Annotated in this window: 14 protein-coding genes and 1 pseudogene; 6 read left to right on the top strand and 9 right to left on the bottom strand. The window is 33.1% G+C overall.

All coding sequences use genetic code 11. The features are described from left to right. The first annotated feature begins 12 nt into the window (after nt 1-12). A complete protein-coding gene (locus U0D62_RS11095) occupies nt 13-438 on the top strand; it encodes a hypothetical protein (protein WP_322287352.1) in 426 nt (141 codons plus the stop codon). Nucleotides 439-647: 209 nt separating this feature from the next. On the opposite strand, the gene U0D62_RS11090 is transcribed toward U0D62_RS11095, so the two are convergent. Further along, the gene (locus U0D62_RS11090) at nt 648-1,271 is read right to left on the bottom strand and encodes a hypothetical protein (protein WP_322287351.1); all 624 of its coding nucleotides are present in this window, start codon (nt 1,269-1,271) and stop codon (nt 648-650) included. Nucleotides 1,272-1,300: 29 nt separating this feature from the next. Beyond that, nucleotides 1,301-2,800, bottom strand: a complete 1,500-nt coding sequence (locus U0D62_RS11085; RefSeq protein WP_322287350.1) for a matrixin family metalloprotease — start codon at nt 2,798-2,800, stop codon at nt 1,301-1,303. 421 nt (nt 2,801-3,221) lie between these two features. Here U0D62_RS11085 and U0D62_RS11080 point away from each other — a divergent pair, with 421 nt between their 5' ends. From U0D62_RS11080 to U0D62_RS11070, 3 genes are all read left to right on the top strand, one after another. Further along, the gene (locus tag U0D62_RS11080) at nt 3,222-3,743 is read left to right on the top strand and encodes a hypothetical protein (RefSeq protein WP_322287349.1); all 522 of its coding nucleotides are present in this window, start codon (nt 3,222-3,224) and stop codon (nt 3,741-3,743) included. Between the two features lie 165 nt (nt 3,744-3,908). Next, nucleotides 3,909-5,558 (top strand): hypothetical protein, encoded by a 1,650-nt coding sequence (locus U0D62_RS11075; RefSeq protein ID WP_322287348.1) that lies wholly within the window; start codon nt 3,909-3,911, stop codon nt 5,556-5,558. A gap of 124 nt (nt 5,559-5,682) precedes the next feature. Beyond that, nucleotides 5,683-5,865 carry a hypothetical protein gene (locus tag U0D62_RS11070; protein WP_322287347.1) on the top strand — a complete coding sequence of 61 codons (183 nt, stop codon included), beginning with the start codon at nt 5,683-5,685 and terminating at the stop codon, nt 5,863-5,865. Between the two features lie 205 nt (nt 5,866-6,070). Here U0D62_RS11070 and U0D62_RS11065 read toward each other — a convergent pair. The 4 genes and pseudogenes from U0D62_RS11065 to U0D62_RS11050 form a co-directional block, all read right to left on the bottom strand. Then, a pseudogene (locus U0D62_RS11065) lies at nt 6,071-6,607 on the bottom strand (DUF4494 domain-containing protein); the annotation flags it as partial. Between the two features lie 560 nt (nt 6,608-7,167). Further along, on the bottom strand, nt 7,168-7,983 hold the full coding sequence (locus tag U0D62_RS11060; protein ID WP_322287346.1) for a carbonic anhydrase: 816 nt from the start codon (nt 7,981-7,983) through the stop codon (nt 7,168-7,170). A 7-nt stretch (nt 7,984-7,990) separates the two neighbouring features. After that, nucleotides 7,991-8,701, bottom strand: coding sequence for a DUF2490 domain-containing protein (locus U0D62_RS11055; RefSeq protein ID WP_322287345.1), 711 nt, complete (start codon nt 8,699-8,701; stop codon nt 7,991-7,993). 113 nt (nt 8,702-8,814) lie between these two features. Continuing rightward, the gene (locus U0D62_RS11050; protein WP_322287344.1) at nt 8,815-9,195 is read right to left on the bottom strand and encodes a hypothetical protein; all 381 of its coding nucleotides are present in this window, start codon (nt 9,193-9,195) and stop codon (nt 8,815-8,817) included. A gap of 177 nt (nt 9,196-9,372) precedes the next feature. Between U0D62_RS11050 and U0D62_RS11045 the strand changes: the two genes are divergently transcribed. Both U0D62_RS11045 and U0D62_RS11040 read left to right on the top strand, forming a co-directional pair. Further along, nucleotides 9,373-10,302 (top strand): FAD:protein FMN transferase, encoded by a 930-nt coding sequence (locus U0D62_RS11045; RefSeq protein ID WP_322287343.1) that lies wholly within the window; start codon nt 9,373-9,375, stop codon nt 10,300-10,302. Nucleotides 10,303-10,306: 4 nt separating this feature from the next. Next, nucleotides 10,307-11,683, top strand: a complete 1,377-nt coding sequence (locus U0D62_RS11040; RefSeq protein ID WP_322287342.1) for a Gfo/Idh/MocA family oxidoreductase — start codon at nt 10,307-10,309, stop codon at nt 11,681-11,683. A 265-nt stretch (nt 11,684-11,948) separates the two neighbouring features. Here U0D62_RS11040 and U0D62_RS11035 read toward each other — a convergent pair whose 3' ends face one another. Genes U0D62_RS11035 through U0D62_RS11025 form a run of 3 tightly spaced genes read right to left on the bottom strand, consistent with a single transcriptional unit; the run spans nt 11,949 to nt 14,143 of the window. Beyond that, the gene (locus U0D62_RS11035; RefSeq protein ID WP_322287341.1) at nt 11,949-12,677 is read right to left on the bottom strand and encodes a LytR/AlgR family response regulator transcription factor; all 729 of its coding nucleotides are present in this window, start codon (nt 12,675-12,677) and stop codon (nt 11,949-11,951) included. A 40-nt stretch (nt 12,678-12,717) separates the two neighbouring features. Further along, nucleotides 12,718-13,767 carry a sensor histidine kinase gene (locus U0D62_RS11030; protein WP_322287340.1) on the bottom strand — a complete coding sequence of 350 codons (1,050 nt, stop codon included), beginning with the start codon at nt 13,765-13,767 and terminating at the stop codon, nt 12,718-12,720. Nucleotides 13,768-13,792: 25 nt separating this feature from the next. Beyond that, complete coding sequence (locus U0D62_RS11025) at nt 13,793-14,143, bottom strand: DUF4907 domain-containing protein (RefSeq protein WP_322287339.1); 351 nt, start codon at nt 14,141-14,143, stop codon at nt 13,793-13,795. Nucleotides 14,144-14,162 lie beyond the last annotated feature (19 nt).

Genomic DNA, 14,162 nt, shown 5'->3' with positions numbered 1-14,162 from the left:
GACTATATAAGTATGGGATATATTAGAGACTCTTCTTTTTATAAGGATGTGATACAGGAACTTGAATTTTCTTGTGGCACGTATTACCTGTTTGACACTTTTATTGTTTCTGAGGTTGATGAGGGTGTAGTATATACCTGGGAGGATCATGGGAAACCTATTGTAGAAGAACTGACTTATTTGTATGAAAATAATGGGGAAGACCTTGTATATATAGCCAATCGCGTACATTCATATTCTGTAAAAGCGAATGACTGGATTAAGTTTTTTACCAGCAACTACAAGCTTAAAGGCTATGGTATTGTTAACTATTCTTCTAAAGGTATGTTGGCAGCATTGGTAGAAAAACTCTTTATGCGCAATAGCTTTAAAAATTTTGATAAGCTCGAAGATGCCATTGCCTGGGCAAGGAGTCTATCAAAAAAAGAAGCTTCATAACCTCAAGTTATTATAATCAAAAAATTATCCTCAATACAATTTTCTTTCGAAAATCACTATTCTCGATACAATCCTCCTATGTCGGATCACTCGAATTGACGTGATTTTCTTACGTTGAATTCGGGTATTGTAAGGATTCCTCTTAAAAAAACAAAGAGGATATCGTTATTACAACATCCTCTTTACCTTTGGCTAATTCAAATAATATATTACCCTCTTTTGGGTCCTATGTCACGATTCTTTATTCTATCGGTTTCCTCTGTAGGCATTTCTAGAATTTCTGGTGTAGCATCAATATACTTCAGTTCTTCAGCTTCTATCTGGAGTAACTCTTTGGTATGATCCAAAGCTTTTTTCTCAAACTTCTGTATCCCTGATTTAAAATCCTTTAGTGTAATTCCCTCTTTGCTCGCTGCTAATTTTGAGGTATATAGTTGTTTATGTAGATCGGTAGACCCGTGTAACTGGTTATTTTTTCCAATTTCAAAACAACTGCAATACACTGGATTAAATTGTTTTTTGGTTTTGCCAGGACCTACATCTTTGCCCAAAAACAGTACATAGTTTTGACCTTCAGTAAGAAGCATAGTCTTTTCAGTCGTGTATCCTTCGGCTTCGCCGCCAACGATAGTAAGTTCTAATTCTTTGTTTTTATATTCACCAGATAGTACATCATTTACTGCAATTTTATAAGTAGTTTGTACAATCTTAGAGTCATCTTCACCTTCTATAACAGAAGTTGCAATACGATCAATAATCTGACCATTAATGATGATATCGGCTGTTTTTATCTGATCCTGGATGGATGGATTTTCGTTAAAATGTGTTGCCATTTTTATATTTTTTATTGTTTTTATATCGATTATTCAAAAGCATACCATAATACTAATTCTTCATTCTCATCAGAGTATGCAAGGGCAGGAGCTACATCACTACGTTTATCAGACAGATGTACTTTTCCAGACCAAGAGGTTGCTGTAGTACCTTTACTCACCACATTAAGCGTAGTATTAAAGTTCTGACCTCTCCAGGCCATAATAAATTTACTGAATTTACTGTCATATGCCACCGCGGGTTGTATTCTTGTTGTTTCGTTGGTCATAATAGTTCGATCAACTCTTAGTTGTCCGCTATTTATAGAGCAATTAAAGGTTCTGATCCTATTAACTTTGTGTTTTTGAGAATTACTATTAGGTGCCCAGGCAAAAGCCACTACAATGTGGTTATTGGCATCTGCCGCTACAGAAACTCCTGATAATACCTTATAAAAAGAACTCAATCGCACAGGAGTAGACCAGGAGCTACCATCATTGGTAGATATACTGGCATAGATATGCCCGGCTTTACTGCGGTCTGATCGGTCTAATTGCGACCATACCAGGATCCAGGTGTCTTGTCCGCCCACTTTGGTATGACACAATCCAGGTGTACCATAGGTATTGGCATTTGCTGGAGTACTGGCCCAGAACCAGGAGAAACCATGATTGGTGGATCGTACTAATTTTATGGTACCGTTATCATCGTTATCTACCCAGGCATATAACATATTGGCATCCTGATCAGATGCAAAAGCGGGGCCTAGGATAGAGTTTTGACCTCCGTATACAATCCAATGGTTAGTCATCATATGACCACCGGTTCCTCTTAAATAAATTGGTTTTTGGTTTAAAGAACTATACCCTAATACGTATAACCCAGAATTAGGAGTAGCCGCAACTCCAGGAGTAATATTGGTTCTGGCATCGTTGTGGTTATGGTTGGTTAGGTTGTTATTAACTGTGGACCAAGAAGTCCCGCCATTAGTAGAGCGTAGTTGTCGTAAGCGGTTTTTATTATATGGCGAATATACATTCTGTAAATCATCAACGTCTTTTTTATAAAGTCCGAATCGATGATGCCATCGATGTCCACCGGTCATTACATCATCAGTATCAGAAGAATGATCTAATCCCAGACAATGTCCAAATTCATGTACTAGTATTGTATACATATCAAATTCATTGGTATTACCATACCAGATAGAAAAATTCCAGGGTGTTAAATCACTTCCTCTTTTTCTGTGAAATACAATTTCTAACTTACCATATCTACCAAAGGTAGAAGCGAGCCGAGTCGAATTGGCATGTCGCTCATTCATTTTGATTAATAGTTCTCCATTTCTTGCGGATGTTCTTTCTGTGTAGTTCCAGAATTGAAAACGTAAATCCACACCTGCCATATTCATCCATCGGGTATAGGCATTGATTACTGCATTCTGAAAAGGAATTTTCCAATCTGAAGGAATTCCCCAATCTTCAAAAGATTTCCAATTGATGAAGACTTTTGGCCGTGTACCTTCATCGTACCATTTTTGATCTGCCATTTTGTATAATATTTATTGATTAATAATTAAAATGCTTATCAAGGTCTTGTTACTACTATTAGGGAGATCATAAACAACAAGAATGGGGATATTTTACCTTTAGTGTGCGTAGAAAAAAAAGGTTAACATATAAAGGGAAGTTTCTTGAGTATTTGTGGTATCAAGTGGAATAGAAGAGATGTACATTCTGGAAAATTTTGAAAAAGTAGAATTAGATACTAGAATGATTTTTTATAAAAGAAGAGCCTCTCTGTAGCGATATGACAAAACTAAAGGTGAAATTAAGTTTTTTAATATGCTTCGAAAGTATCCAATTAACAGAGAGGAACTAAAACCAATTAGGAAGGATTATTCGAACATATGTTTATAAAGAAGAATAGTTGTATACTTGTACAATTAACTCTTTATTTCACAAAATTAAATGTCTTTTAATCAGATCCTAACAATCCTCATAATTTTGGGAGTATTGATGAGTCTTACAGGATTAGGTTTATCAAACTTTACTGTTGAAACAGAAAATGATTTTCTAGGTGCTATTGGTTTATGGTTACTAGAAGTATCAGGCATGTTTTTATTGTTACGTAATGGTACATTTCTTAAAACCAGATACTTTAGTGTTGTTATAGGGTTGATCGTTATCATGCTTATCGGATCACTGTTTAAGATTATGCATTGGCCTTTTGGGATAGAAGTAAATATTGTTTTAAGTATTATTTGTATAAGTATCCTGATAATGTATTTTTTACACTTTATTAAAAAACCTATCAAAAAACGATTAGATTATTTAAAGCTAGCTTGGGTATTAGTATTGTACCTGGGTGCAACATTAAAACTACATCATATCATTTCCAGAGAATATAGAATTCTTACCACCGTATTAATGATCTTAGCTCTTATGGAATATATGTTACCTAGGATTAAGAATAAAACTTTATTTGAATGATAAATATATAAAATAAAAGAATTTTATGGATTTGTATTGTATAACCTAAAAACAAAAGCATATGTAAAACTTACTACACAAAAACGGTAATAACTTAACGTAAACCATACTTTTCAACCCCACATTGAAAAGAAAATCAATTATTAATCAATAAGCTATTACCAAATGAAAAAATTATATACTTTTTTTTTACTAATTCTTAGCAGTTCACTTTTTGCACAGCAATATACACTAGATTTTGATCTAATTGATCAATATACAGATAGTGATAAAGTAAATATTATTATTTCTGCGAATATTGATACTGATGGGTTTTATATTGTTGAACTTTCTTGTGAATGTTCGGATAATGAATCGTTTAAATTGAAGCCGTTGTCTTTTCCAAATTTTCAGGTAAAGTTGGAAGAGAAAATTAAAAAAATTATAAGATCTGTAAAAGATGATCAAAATGAACCCTTAACGATCAAAACAGAGCAAAATAGGACCTTAATAGAAAATAGAACAGCTCAAGTATTTGCTCGTATTGTGACGTTTTTTAATACAGAAGAAGAAAGACCTCATGTAGCTACTATTAAGTTAAAAAATGAAGAAATCCCAGTATACTTTAACTCTAACGATGACAATATACGTGAGATTCCTTTGGTTGATAAACTAAAAGACCTTTCAGTTGAAATATCTTTTTTTGGAGGGTTTATAGAAAAAATACAAGTAAACGGAACCTTTAAGGAAGAGGAATATTCCTTTAATAACAAATATTCTATAGGTATTAGTTCAACTAGAAATATACAGCAATTATCAGAATATAGTCTATACTCCAATGAAAAAATTCGAGCAATTATTAAGGAAGGCGAGGATATAAAACTTTTGGGAGAGAATGAACCACAACTAAAGAATACAGATAAAAGAAGCCTTTTTATTAAGGTAGATGATGTGATTCGATACATTAAAAAAGTAGATGTAAATGCGAATGATATCAGCCCTGTACCTCAAGTAGTGATTTTAGATAAAAATCAACGACAAAGTAAATTGTATCGAGAAGAATCTTCAAAGTTGTTTGAGGCAGTTGCGTATACAGATTTAATAGGATTATTTGATGAAGAAAACCCTAATGGACTTGTACAATTAGAAGTTAAAAAACGTTTTAATCTCAATACACGAATGTTAGAAGGAAGGTGGTTAAATGTAGTTTTTCCTCCATACTATTTTTTTGAAGGAATAGGATTTATTCAAAATATGGATGTTTTTTTTCAGTATTCAAAAATTGAAGAAAATAATAAGTTTCTAGTGCCCGTAAGTGTAGGGAATGATAATATTTTTACACCTATTTCACTCATGCAATATCGTAATTTTGCGGTAGGAGGTACTTTAAATTTAGTAACTTTTGAAAATCAAAATACTAAATTAAACATGTATCTAAATGCAGGAGTATTATATGGACGTACGGGAATTAAATCGGATTCTAATGCTGAAGTAGGGGAATTTTTTAATAACATAGAAGTTCCATTAGAAGCTTCAGTACTTATATTACCTGAGAAACGAGTGAGCTTTGGTTTTACAAATAGATTATCCTGGTTTGAAACCTTAAATGAGGATATTTCAATAAAATCTATTGAAAAAGGAGAAGCTGTTTCGAAAAACAGATGGATTAATAGCTTTAACCTTAATTTAAATGTAGATGTCTCTTCCTCTGGTAAATTATTTTTAAGATATAAATTGGTTCATGAATTGGATAATATCAATAATAACTTTTCACAGTTACAGTTTGGTTATAGTTTTTATATCCTTAAAAATAATGGCGTAAATAAAAAGAAGTAAGACTAATTGGGCGTGTTTCTACCCCCAAAAACTTTATAGAATAATTATAATAATCACACACAGGATTTTGAGCTGAATTAAGTATCTTGTTTTGATACGTTTAACTCTTAAAATAGCATAGATTATGGAGTTTATGGAAATTAAAGATGAGGATGGTAAAATGCATCTAATAAATCCCGGTCATATATCTGCCATCACAGAAATTAATGGGCAATGCAAGATTAATTTAATGGGGCAGGACTATATGCTTACCGCAGAAAGCCTCAAAGAAGTAAAGCTACACCTAATGTCCTTTAAGCATTGGTAAGATGAGACTAAATAAATTTTTCCTCTTGTTACTATCTACAAAGTTGTAACAAGAGGAAAGGTTATAGTATTTATTCTTCTTCATCAAATCCAAATGGAATTGGCTCCATATTATCATGGATAATCTCAAAAGTACTAGTGGATTCTTCTGTAGATTCACTTTCACTTTCAGTTTCAATAACTTCTTCGTCATCATCAGAAGAGCTTTCTAATAAAGTATCTACTGCTTCTTCTGATACTTCTTCAACTACTTCTGGAACAGAATCCTTTTTTGCATTAAATCGCTCTAGTTTAGATAAATCATCTTCTTCTCCAGAGAAATAAGGGAATACATCCATAATCGGAGACTCTGCAATAGCAGGTATAGTATAATCCCCCATCGTACCATTCATCACCGCATTGGTATTATCAAAAGCTTCTTTTACATCATTGGCTTGTATCAATAGATACATATTTGATTTTCGTTCTTTACCACTTTCTTCATCATAAGCGATTAAAGATACTTTGGATTTAAACCAACGGTCGGTATTTTCAAACGGGTGAATCTCAGCAAAATTAGCGACTTTTATGTTTGTGATTTTAAACTCATCACTTATATAGGCAGACATCTCTTCATTGATTCGGCTTTCAGCTTCAGTATAGGAAACTGCATCAACCAAATAAGGTTCTGTCGTTACCTTTTGTGCTCCGGATTCATCTATTTTTCTATATTTCACTTTACATTCGTACCAAGTTGCGCTCATATCTAATTTTTTAAGGAGGCCAAATATAGAATTTCCAGAAATTGGATTTACCGATTCTTAAAATAGATATTCACAATTTGTATTTAGGTTTATTATGCTCTTTATTTTAAGATAAAACAACGGATTTATTTATCACTTTGAACTTGTCGAGCAATGGAAGGTTTTAACTTCGACAAGTTCAAAATGATAAGGTTTTTATACAAATTCAATGATTTGGTTTAATCTTCTTTTCATTTTCTTTGCTTGCCCAAAGAAAACGAAACAAAAGAAAAGGCACTTTTTCAAGGTATTTTTCAGCTTCTCTGAAAACCAGAATTGTTTTGCTAAAATCTTTCCAAGGCTTCAAGATTTTTAACACAAAACAATTCTTATACTGGTGAAAAAGATTTTCAAAGCCCTGCTTTGGAACGTTATCCTAATTACTTTATGAAGTTTTGAGATAAAAGGATAATTGGATGTGATATTATGTCAAGCTCAAGATGACAAGGCTTTTGGGCCAAAATCACTTTGTTTTCGATACATTCTGAAACGAGTTCAGAACACTCAAACTGACTTGATTTTTAATAAGCTGTCATTTTTACAATTCTATCATTGAGCGGTTGCTCGTTTCTAAAATTATCCAAAGGCATCAAATCCCGTAAAATCACCACCTGTTTTAGTGAAACAGTAATGGGTTCTTTAAATACAAACCAATATACATCTTCTGTACAAGGAGGTGTGGTCAAAGAACCTGTATAGGTGTAATATCCTCTATTATTAGGGAGGTTTTGCGTTAAATCAAAAGCACTATTGATAGTTTTTGTTTCTCCTTTTTTGAGTGGTAGATAGTTTTCCAGGAACTCAAAAGGCTGGCTGTTCTCTCCTTCTTTTACCATCACTGCTAATACGAGATACTCTCCCTGTTTATTGGTATGTACCATATGGATAGCCAGAGGATAACGAATACCGTTGATCGTATGTTCTGCGCTTTCGTGAAAATGAATTTGTTTTAGGTCAAACCGATCCCCTTGATAATTGATATAATCGCCTTGCTCAAAATTATACTGGATAGAATGTCCGTTATTAATAACCTCATAGATTTTTGTTTCTTTAGAATACTGTATATCCAAAGGGTTTAGATTTGAATCTTTTTTTACATCAATCGTTACAATATTAATAGGAGATTGATGCTGACCACCACAATCTGCATCTTTTATAAGTTCGGCCCAATGTTCTGGACCTACTTCGCCACTATATTCCCAATGTGTTTTGTGGTCTTTGTTATCGGTAGATTTTTGTGCCTGAAGATTTGATGTCTCGGTACTATTCTGCTTGTGTTTACAGGATATACTGATCATTGTCAATACGATCCCTACTATGATCACTTTTGTTTTCATAAGTCTTTTAGTTTATATGATAATTTAATGTAGTTTGTAAAATGGTATTTGTTTTATGCGTAGCATCTGTAAGTGTTGTATAATCGCTCATAAAGCCTATCCCTAACTTTCCTTTTTTTAGAATAGGATAAGTGAGTCCAGCATACAACCAGTTTTGATTGAGTGATTTGGGAACAATTCCTTTATCTGTATTGAGCCATATCTCATCAAAAGCAGTAAAACCAATCTTTTTATGATCCGTTACTTTTAATAGGGGTAAACTGAAGGTAAATCGATACCTAAACCTGGTACTAAAATGAATACCATTACTATGATAAATTCCGGGAGACACTAATTGCACTTGTTCTATAAAACGTTCTTCATATCTAAAGCGATGTTTAAACTTTAGGATACTTGACTTGTGAGATAATAGTACTTGTTGCCAAAGATTGTTTTCATCAAAATCTTTAGCGGAATTATAATTCCTGGCATACGAATATCCTGTTGCCAAATCCACTTCATTGTTTAATTGATAATGAATAGAAGGACGTATGAGTATTTGTTGCCAATTACTTAAATAATTAGTTCGCCTGAAATGCGCTTCGTTCTTTATATAAAAATGATCATTGATATGGTAATCAAGGATTAAAGAATTCCAGGAACTGTATTCGTTGCCAGATTTTTGCGAATAACAAAATAACGGAAGATATAGCAATAGTATATATGCTATCTTTTTCATAATACGGTGTTTAATAAATTAAATAAATGAGAGCTTTGGAGTATGCAAAGTTCTCTGAATAGTAAATATTAGTATTTGGAGTGTGTCACAAATACCCAGTTAGTAGTACCGTATTATGCGCCTAGCTTTAACCGCAAATAAAGAATGTAGATTTTCTGCTTAGAACATCTGGGTGTCTGATATCCTAATTTACCAGAAGTGTCTTTAAAATGCTTTAGAGAGTGAGTAGAGGAGACCGAGTATATATTAACATCATCTTGATCTTCTTCTTCCTCTTTTTCGTCCTCAATATTCTCAGAATCTACAACAATATACCTGTTTTCCTGAAAGTCATCTTGATCCTCATTATTGGTTAAGGAATTGATTTCATCAAAATGTGATATGAGAGTTTGGTAAGGAGGTGTAGTAGAAGCATAGATCGAATTGTTAGTAAATACCAATACTAACAAATACGATAATCGAATGATATGATATAATCTATGTAAAGAATTCATACGTATTCTTATCTGTTACGCACCACAAAGTTAAGAACCTTTGCAGGTAACTAAAGTAATATTTAGAATATTTTATTATTTACAATGTTATAAAAGAAGATGTAATATTTAAATATTTCATAAACCCCCTTCATATCCCTTTGGTTTTTAGTAAATTTCAAGAACAATTCATCTTTAATGACTGTTCTTCACAAATTAACCAACCAACTATATAGCTTTGAGCATGCAGCTATGGCTACCCAGTTTTTTGTTAAGATACTACATCACGATAAAGAATATGCACAAAGTGTTGCAGATCAGTGTTTTGGTAGAATTGATGTTTTAGAACATACATTAAGTCGTTTTATACCTGATAGTGATATCTCCAGGATCAATAAATTAGAAGAAGGAGCTCATGTGCTGATTGATCATGAAACCCACGAATGCCTTAAAATTGCCATAGAAGTGATGGCACTTACTGAAGGGGTTTTTGATATTGGGATGGCAGAGGCGATTGATGTTTTTAGAGGATATAAAAAAGGAATTTTAAATGCTACAGAGTATACAGAAGCATTGAAACAGGTGTTTTTGAAAAAGAATGCCGGAAGTTTATATATAGATCCGGAAACTCCAAAAGTATATTGTGTTAAAGAAGGAATACAAATCGATTTGGGCGGTATTGGTAAAGGTTATGCTCTGGATCAACTTACTTCTATTCTGGATGCACACGATATAAAAACATATGCACTGAGTGCAGGAGATAGTACATTGTTATTACGTAATGACCCCACGCAAAAACCATACTGGAACTATACACTTAATAGCACAAAAGAAGAAAAGTTGCTTAATTTGAGTAATACCGTTATAAGCGCTTCTGGATTGTATTGGAGTGATAAGCATATTTTTGATCCCAAAACAGGAAGTAACGATATAACCACTTTATACCAGCGTATGTGGATCAGTGCAGATAAAGCGGTATATGCAGATGCTTTTTCGACTGCCTTTTTTTTAATGCCAATTCAACAGATTAAAGAAACTTGTAAAATTACTCCAGGTATTGATTGGGTTGCGTATAGTCAAGATGGAAACATCCAATATAGTAAACACCCTAACCACATAAGTCAATAATAGCATGAATACCAAACCATCAAAAAATCCGGAAGATCAAAAGGGGAGAAGAGACTTTATAAAAACTACCGCTTTGGCAGGTACTGGTATTATTCTGGCAAGACCTTTTGGGATCAGGGCAAGTACCTTTTCTGTTTTTGACCAGGTAAACATTGCCGTAGTAGGTTGTGGAGGACGTGGTAGTGGTATTATCTTTAATAACATTCCTAAAATTGAAGGATGTAACCTGGTGGCAGTTTGTGATGTGATAGAAAGCCGAAGAGATAATACAAAACGTCGATTTAAAGAACGACACGGTAAAGCGATTAATACCTATGAAGATTTTTATGAAATGCTGGATAAGGAAAAGCTGGATGCTATAGCACTTGCTACTCCCGATTTTTGGCATGCACGACATGCAATTGATGCGATGAAAAAAGGAATTCATGTGTATTGTGAGAAAGCAATGTCGAATCGTATTAAGGATGCAAAAGCCATGGCAACGACTATGAAAGAAACAGGAACATATTTGCAAATAGGAAGACAACGACGTAGTAATGATAGATACCGATTTACATATAAAAACCTGATCCAAAAAGAAAAAATGTTTGGTAGGTTGACTCATGCAACCGGTCAATGGAATCGCTCTAAAATATGGACACAACGTCCTAATAAAAATGATCAGATTGATCTTGCTAAGCTAAAGAAATATGGATTTGAATCTATAGATCAGGTATATAATTGGAGAAATTATAAAAAACTGGGTGGAGGCGTAGTATCTGATCTGGGGTCACATCAGATCGATATTTTTAACTGGTTTTTTAATGCTTTTCCTAAAACGGTCTATGCTACCGGTAACAATTCTTATTTTGGTTTTGAACAAGCAGATACTATGGCTACTATTTTAGAATATGATACGCCTAATGGTCCAGCAATCGCTATGTATGAGAATATATCAAACTCGAGAGCTATTGGCGTATATGAACGTTTTATAGGAGATCAGGGAGCTTTTATCATTTCTGAGGGTAAAGAGAATAAAATATATCGAGAATCTAAAGTAGCTGCAGAAAAGTGGCAACAGTATATTGATAAAGGGTATATACAAAATGAAGCTGGATTGGCTAAATATAAAGCCAAAGAAGTGGGAGACTCTGGTATTAAAGAAACTGCTCCTCAGGTAAGTTATCAGATTGATAAAATTAAAGATATGGATGTGGTGTATAATTTACCGGCACATACTGCACACCTTAAGAACTTTATAGAAACGGTGCGAGGTAATGAAACCTTAAACTATGATGCCATAGAATCTTATAGGAGCGAAGTATGTATCTATAAAATCCATGATGCGATTAATAACGGTGGTAAAAAAATAAAGATCAAACCATCAGAATATATGATTTAAAGTTCGTTGTAAAAATATTTAAACCCTCTCAGGAAAAGGAGAAGCTGATTACCCTGTATTAATAATTAATATATAAAACCTTTCTTTTTTCCTTCTTGAGAGGGATATTACTTTAAACCAGTCAATGCCTGGCATGAAGTTTTTGGCATGCTATCGAAAAAGCAAGAGTGGAAGTATGAAAAAATTAATTATTACACAAAATAATTAAGGTGCACACCGTAACCCCTCTCAATGGGGAAAAACTAAATCTATCTGTAGTTGTTGTTTATATACCTATACGTTTAGTAAATTCTACTTTATAACTATCACCTATAGGAATTCTTACATCACCAATCACAATCTTACTGCGTTGGATGGTATCTATACTGCGGATATTAATTATGTAAGATCGGTGTACACGAATAAAATATTCTGGTGGTAATTTTGATTGAATATCCTTAAAGGTCATCAGGGTGAGAATAGGTTTCTCATCGATAGTGTAAATCTTAAGATAATCTTTTAACCCTTGAACATAAGTGATATCACTTAGTTGAATTTTAACCGTGTCATATTCTGATTTTACAAATATAAACTGACTTGTAGTGTTACTAGAAATAATGTCTTCATTATTTTGTGTTTCAGTAGTTTGACTTGTATTTTTTAGGTCGTAGATTTCTTTAGCCCTATTTACAGCTTTTACAAACCTTGGAAAAGGAATGGGCTTCACCAAATAATCCACAGCATTGATCTCAAACCCTTCGAGAGCGTATTGAGAATAGGCAGTAGTAAAAATAAAAAGAGGTCTGTGATCTAGTGTTTTTATAAAATCAATTCCATTAATCTGGGGCATTTCAATATCAGAAAATACCAGGTCTACTTTTCCGGCATTTAGTAGTGGTATAGCTTCCAGAGCATTTGTAAAAGTGCCTATAATCTCTAAAGTCCCTACATCTTCGCAATAGGACTTAACAATTCCTAAAGCCAACGGTTCATCATCTATAATAATGCATTTCATAAGCATTAATTTTAATCGTTTTTGAGCATTATTTTCATATTCATACTTCAGACACTAAAGTACCTTCTAAAATTAAAGTAAGGTTTACTACATATCTTCCGTTTTCTTCTCTAATATCAAGGGTATACATGTCCTGATATAAAAGCTCTAATCTGTTCTTTATATTGCTTAACCCAACTCCAGAACTATTTTTGTTTTTGCGATACACCCCAATAATATTGCTGACCATAAAATGAAGGGTATTCTTTTCGACTTCTATCCTGATATCTATATCTGTTACTCCTTTAAAATCGGTACCATATTTAAAGGCATTTTCGATAAAGGAAATCAAAAGTAGGGGATAGATATTCTTTTTTTCATAATCCCCTTTTATACATATCGTTACATCTTCACTATTAGAAAGTCGCAATCGCTGTAGCGAGACATAGTTTTTTATATAATCAATTTCTTTGATCAAGGGTACAATTTCCTGATTTGCTTCATATAACATATATCGCATTAACTCTGATAGGGTTAAAACGGCCTCTGGTGCATCATTAGATTTATTTCGTACCAAAGAATAAACACTGTTTAAAGAATTAAACAAAAAGTGTGGATTGAGTTGTGCTTTTAAAAACTGTAACTCTGTTTCTGTGCGTTGTGCTTCGGTTTCTTTAGAAACCTTATCTCTTTTATAAAAATCTACAATGAGACAAAAAATACCACCTAATAAGAAAAATGCAAAAGAAAAAACACTTCTAAATACATATCGTGCACCTCTACCTTGCGGAAGACCATTGCGAAATGGTTTAAAGTTTTCGATTTCTTCTACAGGATTAAAAAATTCAATGTTATGAATAATAGTATTTAAGATCACTAAAAACGCAATGGAGGATACGATATACGTAACTATCTTTTTCTTAAGTAATAGCTTGGGAGCAAGAAGTGAATAGTTTGCATAAAACACAATGGGATTTACAAAGATTTGTAATATCTTACCTATATGAATAGTTTCTACCTGCGTTAAGATAATTCCAATAGGAAGAGACAACAAGCATACCCATGAGATTACATGAATCCATATTTCTTTTATTTGAAATGTCTTTTTCAAACCGATAGCATTTATCCTAATATAACTAATTTTTGAAATCAACGTTACAATTTTCTAAATCGATTTTTGTAATAGAAGGTATTATCATTCGTTCTAGTTTATTTACTACCAAAGCAGCTACTTTTTGAGCATCTTCCTCTGAAGAGAAATGTTGAATGCCTGCAACTCCTGGTATATGTTCTTGTTTAATAATCAGTCTATTTCCTTTATATATCTCATAATACCATCCGGGATCATCAGAAAGTTCCTTAACCTGTACTTCATAGATATATACTTCTCGATCAGATGCTATATCTTTTTGCATTAAATAGGTGGTGAGCATTACACCTACGGCAATGACTACAGAAACTAATAAATATTGCAAAATCGGTTTCATAAATTTTAATTCATACAGG

It is taken from the genome of Aquimarina callyspongiae (genome assembly GCF_034322225.1).
Taxonomy (GTDB): Bacteria; Bacteroidota; Bacteroidia; order Flavobacteriales; family Flavobacteriaceae; genus Aquimarina.
This window is presented reverse-complemented; position numbering and strand designations above follow the sequence as displayed.

Coding starts and splice junctions, on each gene's coding strand:
- U0D62_RS11095 (WP_322287352.1), top strand. CDS start 13: ATGGGATATATTAGAGACTCTTCTTTTTATAAGGATGTGATACAGGAA.
- U0D62_RS11090 (WP_322287351.1), bottom strand. CDS start 1,271: ATGGCAACACATTTTAACGAAAATCCATCCATCCAGGATCAGATAAAA.
- U0D62_RS11085 (WP_322287350.1), bottom strand. CDS start 2,800: ATGGCAGATCAAAAATGGTACGATGAAGGTACACGGCCAAAAGTCTTC.
- U0D62_RS11080 (WP_322287349.1), top strand. CDS start 3,222: ATGTCTTTTAATCAGATCCTAACAATCCTCATAATTTTGGGAGTATTG.
- U0D62_RS11075 (WP_322287348.1), top strand. CDS start 3,909: ATGAAAAAATTATATACTTTTTTTTTACTAATTCTTAGCAGTTCACTT.
- U0D62_RS11070 (WP_322287347.1), top strand. CDS start 5,683: ATGGAGTTTATGGAAATTAAAGATGAGGATGGTAAAATGCATCTAATA.
- U0D62_RS11060 (WP_322287346.1), bottom strand. CDS start 7,983: ATGAAAACAAAAGTGATCATAGTAGGGATCGTATTGACAATGATCAGT.
- U0D62_RS11055 (WP_322287345.1), bottom strand. CDS start 8,701: ATGAAAAAGATAGCATATATACTATTGCTATATCTTCCGTTATTTTGT.
- U0D62_RS11050 (WP_322287344.1), bottom strand. CDS start 9,195: ATGAATTCTTTACATAGATTATATCATATCATTCGATTATCGTATTTG.
- U0D62_RS11045 (WP_322287343.1), top strand. CDS start 9,373: ATGACTGTTCTTCACAAATTAACCAACCAACTATATAGCTTTGAGCAT.
- U0D62_RS11040 (WP_322287342.1), top strand. CDS start 10,307: ATGAATACCAAACCATCAAAAAATCCGGAAGATCAAAAGGGGAGAAGA.
- U0D62_RS11035 (WP_322287341.1), bottom strand. CDS start 12,677: ATGAAATGCATTATTATAGATGATGAACCGTTGGCTTTAGGAATTGTT.
- U0D62_RS11025 (WP_322287339.1), bottom strand. CDS start 14,143: ATGAAACCGATTTTGCAATATTTATTAGTTTCTGTAGTCATTGCCGTA.